Annotated in this window: 24 protein-coding genes; 11 read left to right on the top strand and 13 right to left on the bottom strand. The window is 44.8% G+C overall.

What is annotated here, in order from left to right:
• Positions 1–43 precede the first annotated feature (43 nt).
• From paaC to paaA, 3 genes are all read right to left on the bottom strand, one after another.
• Entirely contained in the window at positions 44–802 is a 759-nt protein-coding gene (gene paaC, locus K9J17_08170; GenBank protein MCF8276694.1) for a phenylacetate-CoA oxygenase subunit PaaC, read from the bottom strand.
• A gap of 1 nt (position 803) precedes the next feature.
• Positions 804–1091 carry a 1,2-phenylacetyl-CoA epoxidase subunit B gene (gene paaB / locus K9J17_08165; protein ID MCF8276693.1) on the bottom strand — a complete coding sequence of 96 codons (288 nt, stop codon included), beginning with the start codon at positions 1089–1091 and terminating at the stop codon, positions 804–806.
• Between the two features lie 79 nt (positions 1092–1170).
• Entirely contained in the window at positions 1171–2118 is a 948-nt protein-coding gene (gene paaA, locus K9J17_08160; GenBank protein ID MCF8276692.1) for a 1,2-phenylacetyl-CoA epoxidase subunit A, read from the bottom strand.
• Positions 2119–2273: 155 nt separating this feature from the next.
• On the opposite strand from paaA, the gene K9J17_08155 reads away from it, so the two are divergent.
• The 6 genes from K9J17_08155 to K9J17_08130 all read left to right on the top strand — a co-directional run bounded on the left by K9J17_08155 (position 2274) and on the right by K9J17_08130 (position 8411).
• Positions 2274–2858 (top strand): hypothetical protein, encoded by a 585-nt coding sequence (locus K9J17_08155; GenBank protein MCF8276691.1) that lies wholly within the window; start codon positions 2274–2276, stop codon positions 2856–2858.
• Positions 2859–2941: 83 nt separating this feature from the next.
• Positions 2942–3553: a carboxypeptidase-like regulatory domain-containing protein gene (locus tag K9J17_08150; protein MCF8276690.1), complete on the top strand. Its 612-nt coding sequence runs from the start codon at positions 2942–2944 to the stop codon at positions 3551–3553.
• On the top strand, positions 3522–6077 hold the full coding sequence (locus tag K9J17_08145) for a TonB-dependent receptor (protein ID MCF8276689.1): 2556 nt from the start codon (positions 3522–3524) through the stop codon (positions 6075–6077). The genes K9J17_08150 and K9J17_08145 overlap by 32 nt, the downstream gene beginning before the upstream one ends.
• Positions 6078–6209: 132 nt before the next feature.
• The gene (locus K9J17_08140; protein MCF8276688.1) at positions 6210–6458 is read left to right on the top strand and encodes a hypothetical protein; all 249 of its coding nucleotides are present in this window, start codon (positions 6210–6212) and stop codon (positions 6456–6458) included.
• Between the two features lie 11 nt (positions 6459–6469).
• Positions 6470–7975, top strand: a complete 1506-nt coding sequence (locus K9J17_08135; protein MCF8276687.1) for a hypothetical protein — start codon at positions 6470–6472, stop codon at positions 7973–7975.
• 13 nt (positions 7976–7988) lie between these two features.
• A complete protein-coding gene (locus K9J17_08130) occupies positions 7989–8411 on the top strand; it encodes a hypothetical protein (protein MCF8276686.1) in 423 nt (140 codons plus the stop codon).
• A 4-nt stretch (positions 8412–8415) separates the two neighbouring features.
• On the opposite strand, the gene K9J17_08125 is transcribed toward K9J17_08130, so the two are convergent.
• The 5 genes from K9J17_08125 to K9J17_08105 all read right to left on the bottom strand — a co-directional run bounded on the left by K9J17_08125 (position 8416) and on the right by K9J17_08105 (position 14335).
• The gene (locus K9J17_08125) at positions 8416–8919 is read right to left on the bottom strand and encodes an ABC transporter ATPase (protein MCF8276685.1); all 504 of its coding nucleotides are present in this window, start codon (positions 8917–8919) and stop codon (positions 8416–8418) included.
• Between the two features lie 94 nt (positions 8920–9013).
• Positions 9014–9805 (bottom strand): (Fe-S)-binding protein, encoded by a 792-nt coding sequence (locus K9J17_08120; protein ID MCF8276684.1) that lies wholly within the window; start codon positions 9803–9805, stop codon positions 9014–9016.
• Between the two features lie 7 nt (positions 9806–9812).
• Positions 9813–11138, bottom strand: coding sequence for a (Fe-S)-binding protein (locus K9J17_08115; GenBank protein MCF8276683.1), 1326 nt, complete (start codon positions 11136–11138; stop codon positions 9813–9815).
• A 9-nt stretch (positions 11139–11147) separates the two neighbouring features.
• The gene (locus tag K9J17_08110) at positions 11148–12146 is read right to left on the bottom strand and encodes an MlaD family protein (protein ID MCF8276682.1); all 999 of its coding nucleotides are present in this window, start codon (positions 12144–12146) and stop codon (positions 11148–11150) included.
• A 2-nt stretch (positions 12147–12148) separates the two neighbouring features.
• A complete protein-coding gene (locus K9J17_08105) occupies positions 12149–14335 on the bottom strand; it encodes an N-acetylmuramoyl-L-alanine amidase (GenBank protein MCF8276681.1) in 2187 nt (728 codons plus the stop codon).
• 136 nt (positions 14336–14471) lie between these two features.
• On the opposite strand from K9J17_08105, the gene K9J17_08100 reads away from it, so the two are divergent.
• A complete protein-coding gene (locus K9J17_08100) occupies positions 14472–17069 on the top strand; it encodes a hypothetical protein (GenBank protein ID MCF8276680.1) in 2598 nt (865 codons plus the stop codon).
• Here K9J17_08100 and miaA read toward each other — a convergent pair.
• The 5 genes from miaA to K9J17_08075 form a co-directional block, all read right to left on the bottom strand.
• Complete coding sequence (gene miaA, locus K9J17_08095; GenBank protein ID MCF8276679.1) at positions 17066–17968, bottom strand: tRNA (adenosine(37)-N6)-dimethylallyltransferase MiaA; 903 nt, start codon at positions 17966–17968, stop codon at positions 17066–17068. The genes K9J17_08100 and miaA overlap by 4 nt on opposite strands.
• Positions 17968–18645: a plasmid pRiA4b ORF-3 family protein gene (locus K9J17_08090; GenBank protein ID MCF8276678.1), complete on the bottom strand. Its 678-nt coding sequence runs from the start codon at positions 18643–18645 to the stop codon at positions 17968–17970. Before K9J17_08090 ends, miaA begins: the two co-directional genes overlap by 1 nt.
• 105 nt (positions 18646–18750) lie before the next feature.
• Positions 18751–20172 (bottom strand): CCA tRNA nucleotidyltransferase, encoded by a 1422-nt coding sequence (locus K9J17_08085; protein MCF8276677.1) that lies wholly within the window; start codon positions 20170–20172, stop codon positions 18751–18753.
• Positions 20173–20250: 78 nt separating this feature from the next.
• Positions 20251–21234 (bottom strand): glycosyltransferase family 9 protein, encoded by a 984-nt coding sequence (locus tag K9J17_08080; protein ID MCF8276676.1) that lies wholly within the window; start codon positions 21232–21234, stop codon positions 20251–20253.
• Positions 21235–21361: 127 nt separating this feature from the next.
• A complete protein-coding gene (locus tag K9J17_08075; protein ID MCF8276675.1) occupies positions 21362–22183 on the bottom strand; it encodes a 2,3,4,5-tetrahydropyridine-2,6-dicarboxylate N-succinyltransferase in 822 nt (273 codons plus the stop codon).
• Positions 22184–22231: 48 nt separating this feature from the next.
• Here K9J17_08075 and ruvX point away from each other — a divergent pair, with 48 nt between their 5' ends.
• The 4 genes from ruvX (at position 22232) to K9J17_08055 (ending at position 25553) form a co-directional block, all read left to right on the top strand.
• Positions 22232–22660 (top strand): Holliday junction resolvase RuvX, encoded by a 429-nt coding sequence (gene ruvX / locus K9J17_08070; protein MCF8276674.1) that lies wholly within the window; start codon positions 22232–22234, stop codon positions 22658–22660.
• Positions 22657–23223 (top strand): peptide deformylase, encoded by a 567-nt coding sequence (gene def / locus K9J17_08065; GenBank protein MCF8276673.1) that lies wholly within the window; start codon positions 22657–22659, stop codon positions 23221–23223. The genes ruvX and def overlap by 4 nt, the downstream gene beginning before the upstream one ends.
• Positions 23220–23759: a tetratricopeptide repeat protein gene (locus tag K9J17_08060; GenBank protein MCF8276672.1), complete on the top strand. Its 540-nt coding sequence runs from the start codon at positions 23220–23222 to the stop codon at positions 23757–23759. Before def ends, K9J17_08060 begins: the two co-directional genes overlap by 4 nt.
• A gap of 72 nt (positions 23760–23831) precedes the next feature.
• The gene (locus tag K9J17_08055; GenBank protein ID MCF8276671.1) at positions 23832–25553 is read left to right on the top strand and encodes a phospho-sugar mutase; all 1722 of its coding nucleotides are present in this window, start codon (positions 23832–23834) and stop codon (positions 25551–25553) included.
• Positions 25554–25740: the final 187 nt, after the last annotated feature.

The raw sequence follows: 25740 nt of genomic DNA, 5'->3' as shown, positions 1-25740 counted from the left end.
ACTTCCTCCACTTGGGTCGGAATGACAAAAGCTTGCGCTTTTATCACCACTCGCAGCCAGGATAGGTGCGTTGCATGTATTGCAATTCGGCCAAAATATAGCCCATGTGTTCGGTATGACGACCAGCTTTACTTCCACTGTGCATCCATCCATCTTTCGGAATCGTCAACGTGGCCTCAGCCAAGGTTGCTTTCACGTTCTCCCTCCATGTACCATGGATTGCTTTCATATCTGGCCCAATGCCTTCAGCAACAATCACAGCATCACTTTGATCTTCCACAAACAGATCGCCTGTGTAGGGCCAAATATTATCGAATGCCTCTTGGATCTTATTGTGACTTTCTTCGGTTCCATCGCCCAAGCGCAACACCCATTCCTTACTTCTACGTAAGTGATAGCGAATCTCTTTGATGGTTTTTTCTGAAATGGCCGCAACAGTTTCATCCTTCGAATTCACCAATTCAGAAAACAGCAGAAAATTGAATTGATCCACCAAATATTGACGTGCGATCGTATCGCCATAATTTCCGTTCGGCAATTCGCAGATAAGCGCATTTCTGTATTCGCGCTCAATACGCAAATAAGCAAGGTCGTCTTCTGTTCGTCCTTTTCCTTCCACTTCTCCAGCATAACTGTAAATGGATCGGGCATGACCCAAAAGGTCAAGTGCTGTGTTGATAATGGCTATGTCTTCCTCCAATTCTGGACCATGACCGCACCACTCGCTCAATTTATGACCGAGGATGGCGGCATTATCGCCTAATCGGAGTAGATAATTGAATAAAGCTTGGTTCTTCTCCATATTACATATGTCCTACTTCGTCCGGAATATCGTAGAAAGTCGGATGACGATAGATCTTGTCCTCGTTCGGGTCGAACATGGATTCGGCATCTGTTTCCAAGGTAGAATGGATGTGTTTGCTTTCTACCACCCAAATGCTCACGCCTTCGTTTCTGCGCGTATAAACATCGCGTGCATTGCTGATGGCCATTTCTGCATCTGGTGCATGAAGGCTACCTGCGTGTTTGTGGCTCAATCCTGCTTTGCTTCTTACAAATACCTCCCAAAGAGGCCAGTCTTTTCTTTCCATTTTAATTAGCGATTAGCGATTAGCGATCAGCGATTAGGCAAGTGAACTTATTCCCAACTGCTATATGCTAAAAGCTGGTTTATGCTGCTTCTTTGTCTTTACGTTCTGCTTTCTTATTAGCATAAGCTGTGGCTGCTTCTCTAACCCAAGCACCATTATCGTACGCTGCCTGGCGTGCCGCCAGTCTTTCCTTATTGCAAGGTCCATTGCCACTGATCACATTCTGAAACTCTTCCCAGTCGATCTGTCCCCAATCGTACTGACCTTTCTCTTCATTCCACTTCAATTCAGGATCAGGAATAGTGAGTCCGAGGAAATCTGCCTGCTTTACTGTTTGGTCGATGAATTTCTGACGAAGTTCATCGTTTCCCATTCGTTTTATCTTCCAAGCCATGCTTTGTGCTGAATGCGCAGAATCCTTATCCGAAGGCCCGAACATCATAAGACTTGGCCACCAAAACCTGTTCAGTGCATCTTGCGCCATAGCTTTTTGTTCTTCAGACCCACGGCAAAGCGTAAGCATGATCTCATAGCCTTGACGCTGATGGAAACTCTCTTCCTTACAGATACGGATCATAGCCCTAGAATACGGCCCGTAGCTCGTTTTCTGAAGCATGATCTGGTTCACAATGGCCGCTCCATCAACCAGCCAACCCACAGCGCCTATATCAGCCCAAGTAAGTGCTGGATAATTGAAAATACTACTGTATTTGGCTTTGCCCTCAAGAAGGTCCAGTACTAACCTATTGCGGTCTGTTCCCAACGTTTCCGCTGCGCTATAGAGATAAAGTCCGTGACCAGCCTCATCTTGAATCTTGGCCAACAAGGCTACTTTTCTTCTCAAGCTCGGTGCTCTGGTTATCCAATTGCCTTCTGGAAGCATTCCCACCACTTCAGAATGTGCGTGTTGCGCCATCTGACGCAAAACGTTCTTGCGGTAAGCATCTGGCATCCAATCTTTGGGCTCGATCTTTACTTCATTCTCAATCTTCTTATCGAAGATGGCCTGTAAATCCTTTTCAGACATTGATGTGTTTTTGGTGGAACAAGTTTAAACAATAACCTGCTTTGCTTGGCTGATGTTCATCAGTGGAATTTGGACAGCTTATAGAAATCCGACAGATTCCGAGGAATATCACTCATAAACAGATTCGTCCAAACGAATGCAATCAATTGACGGTAATGAGTAAGGTGATTCTAAAACGTGTTCAATTGAGTACTTTCGCGCCTCGAATCATGGCTAAAATTGCGAAGACAAATAGAGAGTCGGTCATCAAGGACCTGAAGAGCAACGATGAGACAATTGCGCTTGCTGCAATTGAAAAGTTGAAAAAAGGAGGTGACGCATCATACATTTCAGACATCCTTACTGCTCTGAAAAACACAACTGAAGTTTCTGTTGAAAGCAGCATTGCTCAGTTGTTGTTCGACCTCAAAGACAAGGATGCTATAGAAGAATTGGTGAACGAACTTTCAAATCTTGAGTTCGCAGACATCCGCGTGCTAATGCTTTCTGCTTGCTGGCAAACAGGGATTGACCTTAGTCATCGCCTGCCAGATTTCATTACCGTGGCTTCCACCGGTTCGTACATGGAATGCTTGGAAGTGCTTACCATTATAGAGAATTGGGAAGAGATAAAGGATCAGGAAATGTTGGAAAATGAGATGATCCGTTTGAAAGCATTCCTATCTGAATCTGATACGCCTGAAAACGATGAGATGATTTTCAGCATTATTGAGGTACTCGAAAAATTTGTAGCACAATAGTTCTGAATTTTAAGCGTTACCGAGCGAATATCATGTCTACAAGCACTTCGATTCTTAAGTATATATTTCCTATCGTAGTGTTGTTGAGTTGTTTTTCGAACTTCCAAACACATGCCCAGACCAAGAACGACAGCCTGCTCCAATTCTCTGGTGTGCTGCTTACCCGTGATAGTCTGATGGCTGTTCCATTTGCCAATATCCTCATCAAAAACTCGAAACGCGGCACCATTTCCGATTACTTCGGATACTTCTCTTTCGTTGCTGAGCGTGGAGATACGATTCAATTCAGCTACGTTGGATTTAAGGATGCACTTTTTGTAATCCCTGATTCATTGAACCGAAAGAACTACTCGCTTATCCAGATGATGGATCAGGATACAGTCATTCTTCAAGAAGCTGTCATTTATCCTTGGCCAACAAAAGAACAGTTCAGAGAGGCGTTTCTGAGTCTTCACCTTCCTGAAGATGACAAGCAGCGGGCGGAACGTAATCTGAATCGTGCCGAAATGAAAGAACGTATGGAAAACATGGGCATGGACGGCAGCGAAAACTTTACTTACGCCATGCAACAGCACGGAGCTCAATTGTATTACGCTGGGCAACTTCCACCGAACAATTTGTTGAATCCGTTGGCTTGGGCCAAATTCATCAAAGCATGGAAGAATGGGGATTTTAAACGCAAGAAAAAACGCTGACCCACTCTTGATCATCCTTTTTCAAATAAAGCTGCGCACGCTGCAGGTGCTGGGTTTCCTCCTTTTGATGGGAAACATGGCTTGGGCTCAATCCAAAGCCACTGTAGCGGGCCAATTGCTGGATGAAAACAACAAGGGAATTGAACTTGTGAATGTGGCGGCCATCGGTTATCCGGGCGGAACATCGACAGATGAAAGTGGGAATTACAGTTTCGAAGTTCCAGCCGACACCAAGATCAAAATTAGCTTTAGCCACGTTCAATTCGAATCGCAGACCTTCGAAGTGAAGCTCGCACCTGGCGAAATCAAAATTCTTAATCGTATTCTGAAACTGAACGACAATCTGATGACGGAAGCTGTGGTGAATGATGACGCCAATCGCACCACCACCATGACGCGCGTTGACCCCAAAATAGCTATTGAAATTCCGACAGTAAGCGGAGGAATTGAAGCCGTGCTGAAAACGTTCCCAGGCGTGAGTTCAAATAACGAATTGAGCTCACAGTACAACGTTCGTGGAGGAAACTACAATGAGAACTTGGTTTATGTGAATGATGTTCTCATCTATCGACCATTTTTGGTTCGTTCTGGTCAACAGGAAGGACTCAGTTTTGTCAATCCTGATCTTGTTGGTAGTTTGAGTTTTTCTGCTGGCGGTTTTGAAGCCAAGTATGGCGATAAGATGTCGTCCGTTTTGGACGTAAAATACAAGCGCCCACGGAAATTTGCCGGTTCTGTAACAGGAAGTCTTTTGGGAGGAGCTGCTCACGTAGAAGGTTCCTCTAAAGATTACCGTTTTTCGTATTTGGCTGGTGTTCGGTATCGCACCAACCAATACGTACTTGGTAGTTTAGACACGAAAGGTCAATATAGACCACGTTTTATTGATGTACAAGGTCTGTTGAATTTTGACATAAACGATAAATGGAGCGTAAGTCTGTTAGCCAACTACGCACAAAACCGTTATCAATTCGTTCCGCAAGACCGAGTTACGGCTTTCGGAACCATCAGCGATGCCCTGCAACTAACCGTGTATTTTGACGGTCAGGAGATCAGTAGTTTCGAGACGATTCTTGGTGCCCTTACAACCGAATTCAGACCAAATCCGAAACTCAAACTCAAACTTATTGCTTCTGCCTTCCGCTCCACTGAAAATCAAACATTTGACGTACAGGGCGAGTATTTCCTTGGCCAACTGGACAATAACTTTGGATCTGATAATTTGGGTGAAGTGGCCTTCAACCGTGGAATTGGAACGTTTCTTAACCATGGTCGCGACTATCTGACCGCCACCGTGGTCTCTGCAAGGAATGTTGGCAAATGGTTCGATGGTCATCGAATCATGGATTGGGGAAGTACGTATCAGCACGAAATAATAGTAGACAAGCTAAGTGAGTGGAACATGATCGATTCTGCCGGTTATTCCATTCCATTGAATGCAAATGAACTTCAGGTTCAGGAGGTACTGAAAACCAGAATTGACCTTCAGAGTAATCGCATCAGCGGTTTCATTCAGAACACATGGATGTTCTCAGACACGTCAAAACATCAACTTACAGCTGGCGCCCGCTATCATTATTGGGATGTAAATAAGCAGTTCATTGTGACCCCTAGGGTAAACTATGCATTCGACCCTCAATGGATAAATACCGATATGATCTTCCGAGCTTCAGGAGGTATGTACTATCAACCACCGTTCTATCGCGAGCTCAGAGATCTGAATGGAACGTTGAATAAGAATGTCCGTGCGCAGCAATCGTATCATGCTGTTATTGGAATGGATTACAATTTCAAGGCATGGAATCGTCCCTTCAAACTGGTAGCCGAAGTTTATTACAAATACCTGAACGACCTTGTCCCATACGAAATTGACAACGTTCGAATCCGTTATTACGCTCAAAATAATGCTCGAGGTTATGCCACCGGGATTGACCTGAAGCTAAACGGTGAATTCGTTCAAGGAATTGAAAGTTGGGCGAGTATGTCTGTGATGACGGTTCAAGAAGATATCATAGATGATTACTACTACGATTATTACAATTCGGATGGACAGAAGATCGGTTATGGCATCGAGAATTCCATTCCAACAGACAGCGTAAGAGTTGAGCCAGGTTACATTCCGCGCCCTACCGACCAACGCGTAAACTTCTCGCTCTATTTTCAGGATTACGTTCCGAAATTACCTTCTCTAAAAATGCATTTGAACCTAGTATTCGGCTCCGGAATGCCTTTCGGCCCGCCAGACTACACCCGTTACAAAGACACATTACGTATACCTCCATACCGAAGAGTAGACATCGGTTTCTCTTACATGCTTTTGGGTGAGAAAAAGAAATTCGTTGGACCAAAAAATCCCCTCAAACACTTCAAGTCAATTTGGATCAGTTTAGAGGTTTTCAACCTTCTTGGAACCAACAACACACTCAGCTACCTCTGGATCTCGGACATTACCAACCGTCAATATGCAGTTCCTAACTACTTAACGACCAGAAGGGTAAACGCCAAAATTGTGATGAAGTTCTAGCAATGCTTATTCGCTGTTTTCACCTTAATTATTGCACAGAGAACATGGAGAAAAAGAGAAGCACAGCGTTTCGATCTACTACCAAGCCTCTGTGTTTCTCTTTTTCTCAATCAAATCTCTGTGTAAGATAAAATGAGAGTCGTAGGCCACATTCCACATCCGAGCATTACCATCACCATCTTTGAATACAACGAAAAGTATACAGTGAAGATGGAAGCAGGTCCAATGGAACAATCCTACAAGATCACCATCGATCAGATTGAAAATTTGGGCAACCTGCATAAGTTGATCGATGCACCTTTTCTTACCGAATGCATCGACCACTTCAATGCCATGTATCTTTCTTGGAAATCCACCATCGAAAGGCATCAGGGAAGTTAACTTTGGCAACCATGTATTGCCGTTTCCTGTTCCTTTCTGTTCTCATCAGCGTAGCGCTGTCCTCTTCTGCACAAGAGGAGAAAAAGAAACGCATTGAACTTCTGAACGCAGAGGTTTTGGAGTATGATGAAGGTCTTGACCACAAAGCAAGAAGACTTATCGGCAACGTGATTTTCGAACACGAAGGCACCATCATGAATTGCGATAGCGCCTATCTGTACGAAGACAATAGCATGGACGCCTTTTCGCGCGTGGTCATCAACAAAGGCGACAGCATAAAAATGTGGTGCGAAGAGCTGAACTACAACGGCAACACGGAATTTGCCAAAGCGAAACGCAACGTTAAACTGGTGGACAGTGAAATGACCTTGACCAGCCAAAAGTTGGACTACAACATGGCCACTGAACAAGCTTGGTATAATACGGGCGGAAAAATTGTAGACAGTGAGAATACCCTCACCAGCAGAATTGGCTACTACTACAGCACGCTTGAGGAAATGTTCTTCAAAGACAGCGTGAAACTGGTAAATAAGCAATACACGCTTTATTGCGATACACTGAGATACAATGCAAAGACTGAAGTGTCTTTCTTCCTTGGTCCAACGACCATTATTAGTGATGAAAACACGATTCTCTGCAATTTCGGTTGGTATGATACCGAGCTTGATATTGCGCAGTTCAGCAACAAGGCCACGGTTCTAAGTTCCGATCAATCCATTTTGGCCGATAGCCTGTACTACAACAAGAAATATGGCTACGGCTTGGCGATTGGGAACGTAGTGGTTTCAGATACCGCGCAGGATATTATTCTGACGGGAGAACACGCCAAATACTACGAAGTGGGCGACATGGTTCTACTGACCGACAGTGCGGTAATGATCCAAGATATGGGCGCAGATTCGCTGTTTCTGCATGCTGATACGCTTTTGAGCATTGTAGATACCGTGATAGACCGCAGAATCCTCTTCGCTTTCCATCACGCTAAGTTCTTTAAACCTGACATGCGCGGAAAGTGCGATTCGTTGGTGTATTCATACGCTGATTCTACCATCCGACTTTATCGCGACCCGATTCTTTGGTCAGATGAAAACCAACTGACCGCTGATAGTATGTGGATACAGAACAGGAATAACCGAATTGATCGGCTTTTTATGAAAGAGAATTCGATGATCATCTCGGAGGAAGACAGCGCCATGTTCAATCAGATAAAAGGCCGCTACATGACCGGTTTTTTCCACGAACAGAAACTGAGGCGCGTGTTTGTGGAAGGCAATGGCGAAACCATCTATTTTGCAGGCGAAGATGGCGCTCAACCCGATAACGTGAATAAGGCAAAAGCCAGTAATCTGATCATCAAAATCGAGAAGAATAAAGTGAAAGACATCACTTTTCTCACAGAACCAGATGCTACACTTTATCCGCTAACTCTGATCAACCTCAGCGACATGAAACTGGAAGGTTTCAATTGGCGAATTGAGCACAGGCCTGAAGAAATGAAGGATATTTTTGAGTGGTAAATAATTAAGAAACATGTCAGGATCGAACTGGAAACATCTCAACTTAGTAGTCTGCATTCTTGTTATTAGTTGCTCCTCTCCTAAACACCAAGTTTCAGAGAATGAACTAGAAAGTGAAAAAAGTGAATACATCAAAACCAACCCACTGTATACAAGTCTTTCAGGCAAATACATGGTAGAAGTGGATGATTACGAAAATGGCTTGGACTCTGAAATCTACTCGCTTAAGGACGATGGAACAGCTACGTGGGAACACCGTTCTAAGGCCGCTAACGGATCAACACAAACAAACGTTAAAAAGGATGGATACTGGAGTGCTACTGAAGAGAAAATTGAAATCTTCATAAATGGCAATTCAGGAACGATAAGTGAACGATTCACTTTGGAACATGGAACATACAGAAGCGAAAGCAGGATTCTTAAAAAATCCAATTAGCAAATTAAAGGACTTTCACTCTACTACCCGCCCAACTCTGAATCAACGGAATTTTCCAACCCGTTTCCAACTCTGTTTTGGAAATCACCATGTTATTGAAAACGGTTGTCTCTTCTGTTAATGCGCCATGCTCAAAAGCATCTGAGATCTTGTTAGAGTGCACCGTCTCCAGTTCATTATCAGAATTGAGATAGGCTAAATTCAGTCGGTCAAAAAGATCAATGTTCAATTTCTGCTCGATGGATCGGATCTGTGCTACAGAACTATCGATGGAACATCCACTGGCTGAACCAGCATCTTCATCCACCATCATCACCAAAAAGCGATTGTAAAGCACATCAGCAGCAGCTTTCAACGATGCTCCGTGGCTTTTCCATTCGGCAGCAAAACCACTTGCCAATTGCTTCAATTCAGCAGCTTCGGCATCTGTGAGATTGCGCGATGATTGATAAACCCACGTTCGTGAGTTAGTCGCGAATGTTTGGAATGTTTCGAGCGTTGTTTTCATCTTGAAAGTCGATAGTCCATTGTCAACAGTCCACAGCGATTATTGCTTCAATTGACGATTGTCCATGGTCTATCGTCTGTGGACTGAAAGCTCTTTACAGATCGTTCGCTTGCGCAATCAGTTCAGCGACATCCAGCACTTGTGTTTCGTCCTGCTTATCGTTGTATTTCACGCCATCCGTCATCATGGTATTGCAGAACGGACAACCCGTAGCAATTACATCTGGCTTCAAGGCCAAAGCCTCCTCTGCCCTTTCCATATTGATTTCCTTATTGCCTGGCTCTGCCTCTTTGAACATCTGGGCGCCACCTGCTCCACAGCAAAGTCCGTTGGCACGAGAACGCTTCATTTCAGTCAATTCCACATCCAACTTCTCAATCACACTACGTGGAGCTTCGTATTCTCCATTTCCTCTTCCCAAATAGCACGGATCGTGAAAGGTGATCTTCTTGCCTTTAAAAGCCCCACCTTCAACCTTCAACTTTCCTTCATCAATAAGTTGCTGAACCAATTGCGTGTGGTGGATTACTTCGTACTTCCCTCCTAGCTCAGGATATTCGTTCTTAATGGTGTTGAAGCAATGCGGACAACCCGTAACGATCTTTTTTACTTCATAAGCGTTCATCACTTGGATGTTGCTCATCGCCTGCATCATGAAGGTGAATTCGTTTCCTGCACGTTTGGCCGGATCGCCAGTACAAGATTCCTCCACTCCAAGCACAGCAAATTTCATATCAACCTTGTTCAGAATTTTCACAATTGCTTTTGTGATCTTCTTGGCCCGATCGTCAAAACTGCCCGAACATCCAACCCAAAAAAGGATGTCTGGAGTTTCGCCAGCGGCCATCATATCGGCCATCGTAGGTACTTTCAATACTTCGCTCATGTCTTTCTTATGCTTCTTCGGTGGCCCAATTAAATCTGTCTGATGGCGAGAACTGCCATGGAGCTCCGTTGTTCTCCAAACTACTCATAACCGGTGCTAGCGGTGCCGGCATCGATGATTCTTCCATTACCAAGTATCTTCTCAGATCGATAATGATACTTAGCGGATCAATGTTTACAGGACAAGCTTCTGTACATGCGTTGCACGAAGTACAGGCCCACAATTCTTCTGGTGTGATATAATCGTGAAGTAAGGATTTACCATCATCCACAAATGTTCCTTTGTTAAGGTCAATGATGGCGCCAACGTCTTCCAAACGATCTCGCGTGTCCATCATGATCTTACGCGGAGACAATTTCTTACCCGTAATGTTTGCAGGACAATTTGAAGTACAACGACCGCATTCCGTGCAGCTGTATGCATTCATCAGCTGAACCCAACTCAGATCTTGAACATCTTTAGCTCCAAAACGCTGTGGCGCAGCATTTGGATCTGGTTCTGGCGCGGCTGCATACGGATCAGCATTTGGATCCATCATCAACTCTACTTCTTTCTTAACCGATTCAAGATTATTGAACTGACCTTTAGGTTTGAGATTAGAATAATAAACGTTCGGGAATGCTAACATAATGTGGAAGTGCTTTGAATATGGCAGGTAGTTCAAGAAGAACAGGATCCCTGCAATATGCGCCCACCAACAAGCACGTTCTATAAGATGAAGTGTCTCGTAACCCATACCAGAAAACAATGGCGCAAGCATTCCACTAATTAGGAATGGACCTGCTGCACGATGATCATCAGGGAAATTGGCTTCTGCAGCATTCATAACCAGCAAAGCTGTCATCAGCACAATCTCAATAATGAGAATGTAATTGGCATCCTTGAATGGCCAACCTTTCATTTCGGTGCTGTGGAAACGACCGATCTTCATCACATTTCTTCTATATAAGAAGATGGCGCAGGCAATGATAACCAGCACGCCCAGAATCTCGAAGAAGTTTATGGCTGCGGTGTAAACTCCGCCCAATACTGGAGCAAAAATGCGATGCGTTCCGAATAGACCATCGATCACAATCTCCAATACTTCGATGTTTATGAGGATAAAACCGATGTACACGATAAGATGCAAGGTTCCGGCAACTGGCCGAACGACCATTTTCGATTGGCCCATAGCAACGCGGAGCATTGTGTTCAACCGAAGCGAAGGGTTATCACTTCTATCGATGTCTTTTCCTAAAAGGATGTTTCTTCTTATTCGTGCTGCACTTTTTGCAAACAGGCCGAAACCGACCACCAGCATGATAAGGAACAGTATCTGAGGAATGTATTCCATGGTTTTAGCTTACTTCTTTTTCTTTTCTTTTCTACCGAAAACCGACACATGCACGTATCGGTTTGGATTTGCTTTTATGTCAATAAACAAGCTGTCAAGGTCTCTTGTTGCAGCTTCAAGATTATTGTAAACCGAGTCATCTTTAAACAGTTTACCGATCGTTCCTTCTCCGTTATTGATCTTCTCCATTGCTTCTGCCAACTCAGCAAAAGTCTTGTTTGCATTATTTATTGTGGCGGCCAATTCGGCTGCGGCCAACGAATCTGACAAGGTTGAAAGGTTATTCAACAGGTTGTCAATCTCATCCTTGTTCTCATCCAGCGTGGTGGTAAAGCCTTCCACATCTGCCAGAATTCTGCCTAGTTGTCCATCCTGAGCAAGGATACCATCAATTTTGCTGGATGCATTTTTGAGGTTGTCCATTGTTTTGGCAAGATCGGTGATCGCTCTGTTTACACTTGATTCACGATCTCCAGGACCCAAAACATCTCGAATATCAACAACCAGAGAATCGAGCGAATCAAATAACCTGTCGGCTTTCATCTTGGTAGTGGCCAAACTGGACGAAAGATCGGTGATGCTTTCCATCAACGCGCCTTCTACCTCGGAAGGAAGCGTATCTCCTTCCATATAATATCCGACCAATTCAACTCCGTCTTCATCTTTTGAAGTGACCAAATTGATGCTTGTGGTGCCGAGTAGATCGGAAACCAATGTTGCCTTGGCTCCTTTTGGAATCTCATAATTATCAGCAGTAAGCATAAACTCAACAATCAGTTTATCGCGATGAACAGGTTCGAAATAAACATCCTTCACCAATCCCACTTTAAAGCCATTGACCGTAACTGCATTGGACTTTGTAAGTCCGCCAACGTTCTCGTACGTAGTATAATAGACCCTTTGTTTGCTGAAAATGTCGTTCCCTTTCAGGAAATTATATCCCCAAACAAAGACGAAAATGATGGCAATGGCAATTACACCAGTACGTATCTCCTTTGAATATTTCATACTCATTTAGTTAACAATTCTCGAGCTTCCGCTACCTTGATCCGCTCACCATCCTTAAATGCAACAACGAACGCTCCTTGAAATCCGAGGTTCCTCAAATCGCCTTGCAGTTTAGTTATTTCCTCAAAATCCTGAGTATGGCCAACCGTATATTTATAAAGACCACCTTGTTCGTATTGCCAAACGTCCTGTCCTCTGAACTGAAGATCGTTCTTATCCAATGGTTTTGAAGACGTTACGACCTGAACTTTCAACACAAGACCAGCAACCACGGCTGCATCTACCTTATGTTCTGGTTCCGATTCAGGTGTTGAGTTTGTCCGCTCTTCCAACTTTTCGGTTGTAACGGTCTGCACGTTTTGTCCTTTAAGTTGCGCAATTCGTTGCTCTAGCTGTTTCTTTCTCAACTGCAAAAACAACAATTCTGCTTCTTCTGGCGAAGCAGCCTTCTTGGCATCAATCGTTACGGCAATTGCATCCGCTTCCTTTTTTCTAGCAGCAGCGATGGAATCCTGTTCGAACTTTAGTTTGGCCAATCTGCGCGCTTCCTGCTCTTCTGCCTTGCGTAACGCTTCTTTTTGAGCTTGCTGAGCTGCAACAACAGCGGCAATTGAATCCATCTTCGCCTTTTTCGCAGCTTCAACCACCGCGATTGAGTCTTTTCTGAATTGGCCTCCATCGGCCCGCGCTTTAGAGATCGAATCTATCCGAGATTGCTCTTTGATCATTCTGAGCACTGCCAAAGAATCTCCATTTTGCTTGGTAGATTTCTCATCAGCCAATCGTTTGGCTTCGGCAAGTTCTTCCTCTTTTTTCTTTTTGATTGCTTCTAAGCGTTCCTTTTCAGCATCTATTTCTGTCCTCGCCTTGGCTTCTTCCAGTTCCTTTTCCTTCACTTCCTTGATCTCTTCCAACCATTCTTTGGCCTGTTGCTTCGACTCCAATTCCTTCTTCGCTTCTGCTTCTTTTGCTTTGAGCTCTGCTTCTTCCTTGGCTTTCAATTCTGCCAATTCCTTCTTCTTCTGTTCTTCTACCTCTCGTTGTTTACGCTCAAACTCTGCAATTTTCTCTTGTTTCACCAACTCAAGCGAATCACTTTTGGCTTTTAGTCTTGCTGCTTCGTCTTCCTTCCCTTTTTTAGCAAGCTCTTCCTCACGCTTAGTCTTCTCATCCAACAAACGCTGTTTTGCAAGTTGCAACGAATCGGCCACGGCTTTCAACTTCTGCTGATCCAGTGCTTTTTGTTTCGCGTCCTGATCTGCTTTCAGTTTTGCTTTTTCAGCTGCTGCCAATGCTTCGGCCTTTTTCTTTTCAGCGTCACTTATTGTGGTTGTTTCAGTAGGTTCTGCTGGTTTTACTGGTTGAACAACCGATCCTGCAGGCAATGGATCTTCTACCAATTCCTTGTATTCTTTAAAACCACGGAAAATGGCCGATGACATGTATGATTTTCCGTTCTCGGAATTCAGAAAATCCTCTTCTTCGGCATTGGTCAAAAACCCAAGTTCTATAAGTACGCTAGGCATGGTGGTTCTGCGAAGCACTAGAAATCCTGCTTGTTTCACACCTCGGTCTTTACGACCAACTCGTTCTCTAAACTGTTTCTGAACATAGGACGATATGGATAGACTCTGCTGCAAAAAGGCGCTTTGCATGATGGTTAGCGCAATGATGCTTTCTGGCGAATTCGGGTCGAATCCATCATATTTTGTCTTGTAATCATCTTCCAAAAAGATGGCCGAGTTCTCTTTCATGGCCACTTCCAAGTTCTCTTGGTTACGGTGAAGTCCTAACACGTAGGTTTCTACGCCACTACTGGTTGGCTTGGCAAATGCATTACAATGGATGCTTATGAAAAGGTCGGCCTTGGCTTTATTGGCTATTTCAGCGCGCTCATCCAACCCAATGAAAACATCTGTACTCCTACTGTAAATGAGTTTTATTTCGGGAAACTGCTGGTTGATGTAACTGCCGACACGCAAAGCAACTTCAAGCGCTATGTCTTTTTCGCGGGTTTTGTAGCGTCCGGTTCCGAGGTTTCCGGGATCTTTCCCTCCGTGTCCGGCATCTATTACAATGGTTTTAATCCGATAGGGCGTATTGGAAGTCTGGCCAAACCCCAAAAAATGGTTCAGCGTGAATACAAGAAATAGAAAAATTGAGCGTTTCAAGATCGATTGCGCGTGCATCATTGTCCAACCCGTGTCCCCGATGAAATGGTTAGCTTTGAACGCCTAAAAATAAAGCCTTTTCCCCGAATAACAGGAGGTACCGTTGAATAGTGTGGCGTCTGTGATAAAAACCTTTACAATAAGCCTGTTATTGGTGTTGATAACCAGCCTTGGTTACGCACAGGAATCCGAGCCTGCGGTTACGACTGACAGCACCATCAATATTATTCCAAACATGCGCGAACGAGCGCAGAAAGGCAAAAGAGATTCTGTGCTGACACAGGCCCCTGACACAGCGCTGATCGTTACAGGCGACAAACTTTTTGAAAATGCCGCGCTTACGTCAGACAGTCTGAGCTTGAAGCCCAAGAAGAAAAAGACAGATCTGGAAGATGAGATAAAGTATCACGCCAAAGATTCCATCCGTTTCAGTGTGGAAGACAAAAAGGTCTTTCTGTATGGAGAAGCGCAGATCAATTATCAGGACATTGAGTTGAAAGCGGCTTACATTGAAATTGATCAGGCAACCAAAGAAGTTTATGCAGAAGGCGTAACGGACTCGCTGGGAAAAACCATTGGCACGCCTGAATTCAAGAGTGGCGATCAGAATTTCTCATCCAAAAGGATGCGCTACAATTTTGATACGGGAAAAGGAAAGATCTTGGATGTAGTTACTCAGCAAGGCGAAGGGAACATCCGCGGAGAGAAGGTGAAGAAGACAGAAGAAAGCCATTATTATATAGAAGATGGCGGCTACACCACCTGCGATGCCGAAGAGCCACATTATATGATAAAGGCCAAAAAGCTGAAGGTTATTCCGAACGATAAGATCGTTAGTGGACCAGCATTTCTGATGTTTGAAGGCGTTTACACACCGCTTGTGGTTCCTTTTGCGCTGTTTCCGACCAAGCCTGGAAGAAAATCGGGAATCATTTTTCCAGAATATGGAGAATCTCCTTCGCAGGGATTCTTCTTCCGTAACATGGGTTATTACTTCAATTTGGGCGAAAAGATGGATCTTGCCGTTACGGGCGATATTTACACGCAAGGCAGCTATGCAGTTCGGCTAAATTCGAAATACAACAAACGCTACAAATTCAATGGTTCAGTTGAATTGAGCCATAATAGTTTGCGAAATAGCCAGAAGGCTTTTCCCGACTATTCGGTGCAGAACAACTTCTTCATCAAATGGAACCATCAGCAAGACCCTAAATCGAGACCAAGTACCACGTTTCAGGCAAGTGTTAATGCTGGAACTAGCAATTATTTCTCGAACGGGCTGGTTACGAATGCTCAGAACTATCTGACCAACACGTTCCAATCGAACATTTCGTTTTCTAAACGATGGATCGGAACGCCATTCACCATCAGCGTAAACATGAGCCATAGTCAGAACACGCAGAATAAGTTGGTTACGGTAACGCTTCCGCAGATCGCGTTCAACATGCAACGGATCTATCCGTTTAAACGGAAGAATCAGATCGGAAAACAGCGCTGGTACGAAAAGATCGGTCTTAGCTATTCTTTACGGACAGAAAACAGCGTTACATCGCCAGATTCCACTTTCTTCACCCGTTCCATACTTGACAAGATGAAGAATGGAGTGATCCACAACATTCCGATTTCCACTTCATTCAAAGCATTCAAGTATTTCACCATTTCGCCATCGGTTACTTACAACGAACGTTGGTTCTTTCAAACGCTGGATAAGAAATGGAACAACGAGACGCAACAGTTGGATGTCGACACGACCTATGGTTTTTACAGTAATAGAGATGTGAGCACCAGTGTAAATATGACCACTACGGTTTATGGTCTGGTTCAATTCAAAAAAGGACCGATACGCGGCATCCGCCACACCTTTAACCCAACAGTGGGTTTCCTTTATACTCCAAAGCTGAATAAAGATGAGATCGGGTATTACGGCAACAATGCCAGTTTATCTCCCTACAACCACGATGCATTAAGTATTTATGGTCAGGCTCCGAAAGTGAACACTGGTGCAGCTACTTTCAGTTTAGGGAATACTTTAGAAATGAAAGTGCGCTCTAAGAAAGATACCATCACAGGTTTTAAAAAGGTGAAATTGCTGGAGCAGTTTAGCATCGGAACCAGATACAATTTCTTTGCAGATTCGCTGAACCTCTCAGATATAAGCATCAACGGAAACACACACATTTTTGAAAAGTTAGGGTTGAACGTTAGAATGTTGTTCACGCCATACGCGCAAGACAGCAACCATGTGAAACAGAACAGATGGTTGATAAACGAGACCAAACAACTGACGCGGCTTACCAATGCATCCGTTGCACTGACCTTTAGCTTGAATGGAAAAGGGAAGCAAGATTATCAAAGCAACAAAGGTACACCAGATGAGTTGGCGCAGATAAACGCCAACAAGAACGCATACATCGATTTCAATATTCCGTGGAATTTGAACGTCAGCTACAATTTCGCAGTGAATAATCTGACAAACAATCTGAAGCAACGATTTGTGCAGACACTTCAATTTTGGGGAGACGTGAACATTACTCCGAAGTGGAAATTCGGAGTTACTTCAGGATATGACTTCGTGGGCAAGAATCTGAGCTACACTTCCGTGACCATTTACCGCGATCTTCACTGTTGGGATTTCAGCATGACATGGGTTCCGTTCGGTGCTCAACAGCAATGGAGTTTCGACCTGAAAGTGAAGGCCAACATCCTTTCTGACCTCAAACTTTCGAGACGTAAGAATGCATTTGATTTTTAAGGTTCTAGCATCTTCTGAACAGACACATCAGAAGGGCTGAACCACTTTACCTCCCTATCCTTTTTAAACCACGTCATCTGCCGTTTGGCAAAACGTCTGGTATTGATCTTGATCTTTTCGACTGCTTCCTCTAAGGTCATGTCACCAGATAAATGTGCGAACAATTCCTTGTATCCAACGGTGTTCAGCGCATTGAGTTGACGATGGCTGAACACGGCTTTCGCCTCTTCCAACCAACCGTTTTGGAGCATGACATCTACGCGTTTATTGATTCGCTGATTCAATTCTTCGCGCGGCAATTCCAACCCGATTTTGATGATATTGAACGGGCGCTTAACTCTCTCATTCCCGTGGTATGATGAGAATGGTTTTCCTGTAGATATACAAACCTCCAAAGCGCGGATAACCCGCTGCGGATTCTGCGTATCCATTTTCGAGAAATGAACAGGGTCTAGTTGTTTCAATTGATCTTGAAGCGATTCCAAACCTTCACTTTCCAAACGCTGATTGAGCTGCTCGCGGAGTTCCTCGTCAGCTTCAGGCATGTCATCCAATCCTTCGCAAAGCGCTTTGATGTAAAGCCCCGTTCCGCCACAGCAAACTACTTGATCATGTTTCTGAAAAACTTGATTGAGCAAATCCAAAGCATCACGCTCAAACATGCCTGCATTGTAATCCTCATTGATGGATCGGTCGGCAATGAAATGATGCTTCACCCGACTTAGTTGTTCCTTACTTGGCTGTGCTGTTCCAATGGGAATTTCACGATACAATTGACGGCTATCTGCCGAAATGATCTCGGTTTCAAGTTTCTCTGCCAATGCAATGGCAAAGTCTGTTTTTCCAACTGCGGTCGGGCCGCAAATCACAATGAGGGTTTTGGATGCCTTGGCAGGCATTACATCAGATCGTCCATGTTGAAGTCATCGAAACCACCGCCATCATCATCGTCCGATTCGTCATCATCCTCATCATCTTCTTCGTCACCATCATCATCCGAAATAGACCCCAACTTGCTGAAATCGATGGAAGGAGCTTTGAAATCGGCCTTTTTACTGGCTGCCTCAGCTTCTTTCTGAATGCGTTCGATTTCTTCCTCCGAAGGTTCATCACCTTCAAACAGATCCTCATCATCTTCTTCCACTTGGTTCGATGATGAATTGTCGATGATGTGTTCTGGTGGCGGTTGTGTGTAATAAGGAGGTTCGCCTTGGCTTTTGGCGCAAAGCGGATACGCAATTCCAGCTTCTTCTGGAAAAACCTTCTGTAGTTCCAATGCCAAACCAACTTCCTTATGGCTGATGGTAACGCAAAGAAAACGCTGACGCGGAACGTTGATATGACTTACGATCTTCTGATGATCTCCTTCCAAATTACGGTCGAGCGCAACTACCGTATCTCCTTCATACCATTGCTGATCTGAACTGAAATATTCGGCAGGCTGCCCTTGCTGAAAATTGAAACTCTGGATGATCTGTCGATGAAGATCGGCAAAACGTTGCTTGCCTTGTACATCAATATCACGATAGACTTCGTGATCATCCTCTATATAAACTCTGAATCTATAAACTGCCATGTTTGCGCAAATCTAAACGGAAAAAAAGAAATTGGGCTGAACGAAAAACGGATGTTAAACCTCTATTCATTACAATGGTTTCGTCTAATGAAAGTTTTTCATTTTTCATTTCAACTTTGTGCTTAAATCAAGACCAAGCGCTGTTCCTTTTGCCTCCATAAAAGCAATGGCAGCTTGCCGCGAATTGTCAATTTCGCCATCCATTATCGCGTCTTTAATGGCATCTTTTATCAATCCGACCTCTCTGCAAGGTCGAATTCCAAAAGCTTCCATTATTTCTTCGCCACTAACGGGCGGTTGCCAACTCCGCACACGGTCCTTCTCCTCCACTTCCTTCATTTTCTGACGGACAATTTCGAAGTTCTTCATGTAGCGCTTCACGCGATTATCGTTCTTGCTCGTGATGTCGGCTTCGCAAAGCGTCATCAGGTCTTCAACGTCATCGCCCGCTTCAAAAAGCAGTCTACGAACTGCCGAATCTGTCACTACTTCTTGCACCAATGCAATGGGGCGCAAGTGTAAAAACACGAGTTTCTGAACGTATTTCATCTTCTCATTCAGCGGCAACTTCAGTTCTCGGAAGATCTCTGGAACGGCACGCGAACCGCGGTCTTCGTGACCGTGAAAGGTCCAACCAACCTTTGGATCGAACCTTTTGGTTATCGGTTTTTCGATGTCGTGCATAATGGCTGCCCAACGCAACCAAAGGTCATCCGTGTTCTGCGAGATGTTGTCCAACACTTGCAGTGTGTGGTAAAAGTTGTCTTTGTGCGCCTTTCCGTTGATCACATCCACACCAAAAAGCTCTGTCATTTTGGGGAAGATAAGGTGAAGCAAACCTGTATTGAACAGCAATTTGAATCCCTTTGAAGGCACTTTCGCCAGAATGATCTTGTTCAGTTCGTCCGTAATTCGCTCTTGAGAAACAATTGAAATGCGCTCGCGATTCTGATAAATGGCCTGAAACGATTCTTCCTCAATTTGAAAATCAAGCTGTGTGGCAAAACGGATGGCACGCATCATGCGAAGCGGATCATCGCTGTAAGTTTTGGCAGGTTCGAGCGGTGTGCGTAGAATTCCCTTTTTCAGATCTTCCACGCCATCGAACGGGTCAACCAATTCTCCCCACGATCCATCGCTTAGGCTGATGGCCATGGCGTTGATGGTGAAATCGCGTCTGTCTTGGTCGTCTTTGATGGAGCCATCTTCTACCGCAGGTTTTCGCGAATCTTCCGAATACGATTCTTTTCGGGCGCCTACGAACTCAACTTCCAGATCCTTGTGATTGATCATGGCGGTTCCAAAGCGTTTGAATACGCTGATCTTGGAACCACCCAAGCGTTTCGACACGGCCTGCGCCAATTCGATTCCTTTTCCGGTGGAAACGACATCAATATCCTTGGTATCGCGACCAAGAATGCAATCGCGCACGTAGCCACCGATCACGTACGCTTCCACGTTGAGTTCTTTCGCGGCTTCGGAAATAAGCTTAAAAACGGGATGCGTTATGTGCTGCTGCATTTGCATTGGGGGCGCGAAATTACCAATACGATTCATGTTGGGCACATCAAATGCTGTAACACAAGGGCGTATTTCCATACGCCCCTACAGCACAGAAATCATTTCGTTCACATCAACGGAATGTGCGCAGTTGAAATGGCCTTTCGGACAGCTTACTCTACCGTGCATCCCGCAAGGGCGACAATCCATTTTTTCAGTTGTTTGAACGATGTAGGAACTATCCGAAAGCGGTGTAAAACCAAACTCAGGAACGGTTGAGCAGAACACTTCGCACATGGGTGTATTAACGGCTGATGCCAAATGAACGGGAGCTGAATCGTTCGCAAAGTTCATCTGTGCATCTTTCATCAGCGCAGCAGTTTCCAGCAATTTCAATTCGCCTGTCAGGTCAAAAACCTTGCGTTGCGTTTTATCTGAAATCTGTTCTGATACGGCTGAATCCGACTTCGCTCCGATCAAATAAACATTCATCGATGCTGGAATGCGATCAATCAGTTCAATCCATTTTTCTGCCGGCAACTGCTTTGTGAACCAGACAGAAGCTGGCGCGATGGTCACAAATGGTTTGGACTTGAACTCTGAAACAGCGTCAAAATCAGATTTTGATGGATAGACTTTTGGGTTGGTTCTGATAGCATTAGGGCCTACAAGATCAAGCACACGGTCTACTTCATGCACCTTTTCAAATCCATTTCCGAATCGGTGCTCAATGGATTTGGTGAGGAGAAACGAAAGCGGATTATTCTTGTATCCGATCGTCTCCTTCGCACCAGAAAAGGCAGTTAGAAATCCGCTTGATGTGTAACGTTGGATATTGAAAACAGCGTCATATTTTCTCTTTCGAATTTCCCGAAGCGTTTGCCACAATTTTGAATATTTAGCATCCTGTTTGTGCCAAACCAACACTTCATTCAAGAACGGATGTCCTGCAAAAAGCGACTGATTTCCGTTGCGGACGAGGTAATCGATCTTGGCATTCGGATGATCTTGATGAAGCCTTTCGAGAAGTGCTGTTCCCAAAATGGCATCACCGATAAAGGCGGTTTGAATAACCAGCACTTTATCCATGCCGCATGCTCTTGTAAACACCAAAGCATGCAGATTGGTCATGCTTAACTTGTTTCAGTATCTGAAAAGAGCCTGAAATAAATTCAGGGTGACGCGCTTGGAGAGTATGGTGCGGGTCTGGCATTATCTACACAGCCACGTTAAACTCGCGAAGCGAATCGTTCAAAGACGTTTTTCTGTCTGTGCTTTCCTTGCGTTTTCCGATGATGAGCGCACAAGGTACGTTGTATGTTCCTGCAGGAAATTCCTTTGGATAGGTTCCTGGGATCACCACCGAACGTGGTGGAACATAACCTTTCGTTTCAATCGGCTCTGGACCTGTTACATCAATGATTCTCGTACTCATGGTAAGAACCACATTTGCACCAAGAACAGCCTCCTTCCCTATTCGTACGCCTTCAACCACAATACTTCTTGAACCTAGAAATGCATCGTCTTCAATAATCACTGGCGCTGCTTGGATCGGCTCTAAAACACCGCCAATTCCAACACCTCCACTGAGATGTACATTCTTACCGATCTGTGCGCAAGAACCTACCGTTGCCCACGTATCGACCATCGTTCCGCTGCCCACATGCGCACCAATGTTGACGTAAGATGGCATCATGATCACGCCACTTTCTAAGAACGAACCGTAACGCGCAATGGCATGCGGAACTACGCGAACACCAGCAGCTTTATGCCCTTTCTTCAACGCAATCTTATCGTGAAATTCAAATGGGCCAACTTCAATGGTTTCCATCTGTTGAATGGGAAAATACATGATAACGGCTTTTTTCACCCATTCATTCACCTGCCAATCTTCTCCCTTGGGTTCAGCTACGCGAAGTTTTCCAGCATCAAGAAGCGCCACTACTTCGCGAATGGCTGTCACTGATTTTTCGGCTGTGAGAAGTTCGCGGTTTTCCCACGTCTGATCAATTATCTCCTGTAATTCGGTTATCTGCATGCGGCAAAGATAATCCTTAACTTTGCCGCGCTTCAAAAAAGGGCATAAATGGGTAGAATTCTCGCCATCGATTATGGTTCAAAACGTGTTGGAATTGCCGCCACTGATCCTTTGCAGATCATTGCGTCTGCCCTCACGACCATTCATCCGAATGAGCTGATGGCATTTCTTACCGAGTACATGAAATCGGAAACGGTTGATTGCATTGTGGTTGGAGACCCAAGACGCTTGAATAACGAACCTGCCCAAGCGGCTAGCGGAGCCGACCAGATGACCGCCAATTTGAAAAAACAATTTCCTCAACTGAAGGTTGACAGGATGGACGAACGTTTCACCTCCAAAATGGCGTTCAGCGCCATGATAGAAGGTGGATTGAAAAAGAAAGCGAGAGCCGATAAAGCGATGGTGGACAAGGTGAGCGCAACGATCATCCTTCAATCTTATATGGAACAACAGAACAGTCTGAATAGATTATGAGTAAGACCAAGATTTTGCCGATTGTGGCGTATGGAGACCCCGTTTTAAAGAAGGTTGCCCAAGAAATTGAACCAGATTACCCAGAACTTGGGCAGTTGGTAGACAACATGTTCGAAACCATGTACGAAGCTTCTGGCGTTGGTCTGGCAGCTCCACAGGTTGGATTGAGTATCCGTCTTTTTATTGTGGACGCCACCCCATTTTGTGAAGAACATCCGGAATTGGATGGTTTTGTAAAAGTGTTCATCAACCCGATCATTCTTGAAGAATCGGGAAAACCGTGGGATTTTAACGAAGGTTGCTTGAGTATTCCTGGCATACGCGAAGATGTTTCGCGCAGACCAAAGATCCTTATTGAATATTACGATGAGAATTGGGACCTTCAAGAACAAGAATTTGATGGCTTGGCCGCACGCGTCATTCAGCATGAATACGACCATATTGAAGGTGTTCTTTTTACCGATCATCTACCTGCCTTAAAGCGAAGAATGCTGAAGGGAAAATTGACAGATATTACAAACGGAATTACTGACGCAGAATACAAAATGCGTTTCCCAAGATGAAAAAAACAGCGATTGCTTTATCCATGTTGACCATTGGTCTAGTTGCTTGCCAGCCAGGCAAAAAACCACTTACGGATCAAGAAAAATGTCTTGCCAGAATTGACAGCATGGAAGCCATTCTGTTTGCTGACAGTGATGAAAAAGCTGACCCCGCAGCAGGCATTCAGTTAGTGCGTGAGTATTCCAGATACTACCAAGGCAGTAGTGATAAAGACAGTTTGGCCATTGATATGCTTTTTAAAGCAGGTGAAGTAAGTATGGGAATTGGCCAAGGCAATTTGGCTGTTAAGTATTTCAGAACCGTCACGGATGAGCACAAGGCATTTTACAAATCTCCAGAAGCACTTTTCCTTTGCGGTTTTTGTGAGGAAAATCTGAATAAGGACACGGCTCAGGCGCGATTCTTCTACGAAAAATTCATCCAAGAGTACCCGAACCATAAATTGGCCGAAGACGCCAATTTCTCCATGCAGAATATGGGAATGACAGATGAGGACCTGATCAAGATGTTTCAGGAACGAATGCAGACAGAATAATAGCACTCAGCGTTTTCTGTTCTTGTGTCTTCAATCCACTTCGGATAGTACTTTTGCCGCAAATACTGATAAATGGAAAGCCCACTCGATAAAGCGAAGAAATGGACAGGCGATGCCTTTGATGCTGAAACCAGAAAAACAGTTCAGGCGCTGATTGATGAGAACGGTGCCGAACTGACCGAAAGTTTCTACAAGGATCTTGAGTTTGGAACAGGCGGTTTGCGCGGAATCATGGGTGTGGGCACCAACCGCATCAACATATATACGATTGGAATGGCCACTCAAGGGTTGGCTAATTACCTGAAGCATTCTTTTGATGGTCCGATCAGCGTAGCCATTGCGCACGATTCTAGGAACAACTCTTCGCTTTTTGCACGCAAAACGGCTGAGGTTTTCGCTGCCAATGGCATTAAAGCTTACCTCTTCAGCGCGCTGAGACCAACGCCCGAACTGTCTTTTGCCATCCGTCATTTGGGTTGTAAGAGCGGTGTGGTCATCACGGCATCTCACAATCCGAAGGAATACAACGGCTACAAGGCCTATTGGGAAGATGGCGGTCAGTTGATTGCTCCTCACGATAAGAACGTGATCACTGAAGTGCAGAAAATTGCTGGTCCGCAGGATGTAAAGTGGAATGCTGATGATGCGATGATTGAACTGATAGATGAGCAGTTGGACCGTGCCTACATTGATGGGTTGAAATCGCTGTGCCTTTCGCCTGATGCGGTGAAAGCACAGTCTGACCTGAATATCGTTTACACTTCGCTGCACGGAACGGGCGGAACCATGGTTCCACGGACATTGAAAGAACTCGGGTTCACTAACGTGAGTACCATAGCTGCACAAGATGAGCCGAATGGGAATTTCCCAACGGTGGTTTCTCCGAACCCTGAAGAGGCAGCCGCTTTGAAAATGGCCTTGGAACAAGCCGAAGCCGTTGGTGCCGACCTCGTGATGGGAACCGACCCAGATGCCGACCGAGTGGGAATTGCAGTGAGAAATACGAAAGGCGAATTGCAACTTTTGAACGGTAATATGACCGGTTCGCTATTGGTCTATTACCTCATTAAGCGCTGGAGCGAGTTGGGCAAATTGGACGGGAATCAGTTCACCGCCAAGACCATTGTGACAACGGCACTCATCCAAAAGATATCCGAATCGAAAGGCGTTCCTTGCTACGATGTGCTGACGGGTTTCAAATTCATTGCAGCGCTTATCTTGGAATTGGAAGGCAAGAAACAGTTCATTGGCGGAGGCGAAGAAAGCTACGGCTACTTGGCCGGAGACATCGTTCGCGATAAGGATGCTGTGCTGAGCTGTGTGCTGATTTCTGAAATGTGCGCCTGGGCGAAAAACCAAGGAAAGAGCCTGTACGAAATGCTGATGGATATCCATCTTGAATACGGATTCTACTTGGAAGACCTCATCAGCATAACCAAAAAAGGAAAAACTGGAGCGGAAGAAATTGCCCAAATGATGGAAGACCTCCGCAGCAATCCACCTAAGACCTTGGATGGCTCGACAGTACTTACGCTTCGCGATTATAAACTTGGGAAGGTGACCAACTTGGCAGATGGAAGTCAAAGCCCTACTGGACTTCCTTCGTCTAACGTGCTACAGTTTGAAACGGCAGATGGAACCATTGTCACAGCCCGACCATCGGGAACGGAACCGAAGATCAAGTTCTATTTTTCGGTGAATGCTGAACTGAAAAACACGGCTGATCACGATGCTGTTCATGATGCATTGAAAGGAAAGATCACAACCATTCAGTCTGATCTTGGTTTGATATAATTATTGAACCGCAAAGACGCGAAGGATTCGCAAAGGATGCAGAGAAAATAAATCCCCCGCCACGCTTGGGCGTGGCACCCCCTTTCAAAGGGGAAGGGGGCTCAGTCCTCCTTTCAAAGGAGGTGCCGAGGAATAGCCTGTGCTGAGCCTGTCGAAGTAAGGCGGAGGATTTCTTTACATTACCTGA

It is taken from the genome of Flavobacteriales bacterium (assembly GCA_021739695.1).
Classification (GTDB): Bacteria; Bacteroidota; Bacteroidia; order UBA10329; family UBA10329; genus UBA10329.
This window is presented reverse-complemented; position numbering and strand designations above follow the sequence as displayed.

Coding starts and splice junctions, on each gene's coding strand:
- paaC (MCF8276694.1), bottom strand. CDS start 802: ATGGAGAAGAACCAAGCTTTATTCAATTATCTACTCCGATTAGGCGAT.
- paaB (MCF8276693.1), bottom strand. CDS start 1,091: ATGGAAAGAAAAGACTGGCCTCTTTGGGAGGTATTTGTAAGAAGCAAA.
- paaA (MCF8276692.1), bottom strand. CDS start 2,118: ATGTCTGAAAAGGATTTACAGGCCATCTTCGATAAGAAGATTGAGAAT.
- K9J17_08155 (MCF8276691.1), top strand. CDS start 2,274: ATGAGTAAGGTGATTCTAAAACGTGTTCAATTGAGTACTTTCGCGCCT.
- K9J17_08145 (MCF8276689.1), top strand. CDS start 3,522: ATGGGGATTTTAAACGCAAGAAAAAACGCTGACCCACTCTTGATCATC.
- K9J17_08140 (MCF8276688.1), top strand. CDS start 6,210: ATGAGAGTCGTAGGCCACATTCCACATCCGAGCATTACCATCACCATC.
- K9J17_08135 (MCF8276687.1), top strand. CDS start 6,470: ATGTATTGCCGTTTCCTGTTCCTTTCTGTTCTCATCAGCGTAGCGCTG.
- K9J17_08130 (MCF8276686.1), top strand. CDS start 7,989: ATGTCAGGATCGAACTGGAAACATCTCAACTTAGTAGTCTGCATTCTT.
- K9J17_08125 (MCF8276685.1), bottom strand. CDS start 8,919: ATGAAAACAACGCTCGAAACATTCCAAACATTCGCGACTAACTCACGA.
- K9J17_08120 (MCF8276684.1), bottom strand. CDS start 9,805: ATGAGCGAAGTATTGAAAGTACCTACGATGGCCGATATGATGGCCGCT.
- K9J17_08115 (MCF8276683.1), bottom strand. CDS start 11,138: ATGGAATACATTCCTCAGATACTGTTCCTTATCATGCTGGTGGTCGGT.
- K9J17_08110 (MCF8276682.1), bottom strand. CDS start 12,146: ATGAAATATTCAAAGGAGATACGTACTGGTGTAATTGCCATTGCCATC.
- K9J17_08105 (MCF8276681.1), bottom strand. CDS start 14,335: ATGCACGCGCAATCGATCTTGAAACGCTCAATTTTTCTATTTCTTGTA.
- miaA (MCF8276679.1), bottom strand. CDS start 17,968: ATGCCTGCCAAGGCATCCAAAACCCTCATTGTGATTTGCGGCCCGACC.
- K9J17_08090 (MCF8276678.1), bottom strand. CDS start 18,645: ATGGCAGTTTATAGATTCAGAGTTTATATAGAGGATGATCACGAAGTC.
- K9J17_08085 (MCF8276677.1), bottom strand. CDS start 20,172: ATGCAAATGCAGCAGCACATAACGCATCCCGTTTTTAAGCTTATTTCC.
- K9J17_08080 (MCF8276676.1), bottom strand. CDS start 21,234: ATGGATAAAGTGCTGGTTATTCAAACCGCCTTTATCGGTGATGCCATT.
- K9J17_08075 (MCF8276675.1), bottom strand. CDS start 22,183: ATGCAGATAACCGAATTACAGGAGATAATTGATCAGACGTGGGAAAAC.
- ruvX (MCF8276674.1), top strand. CDS start 22,232: ATGGGTAGAATTCTCGCCATCGATTATGGTTCAAAACGTGTTGGAATT.
- def (MCF8276673.1), top strand. CDS start 22,657: ATGAGTAAGACCAAGATTTTGCCGATTGTGGCGTATGGAGACCCCGTT.
- K9J17_08060 (MCF8276672.1), top strand. CDS start 23,220: ATGAAAAAAACAGCGATTGCTTTATCCATGTTGACCATTGGTCTAGTT.
- K9J17_08055 (MCF8276671.1), top strand. CDS start 23,832: ATGGAAAGCCCACTCGATAAAGCGAAGAAATGGACAGGCGATGCCTTT.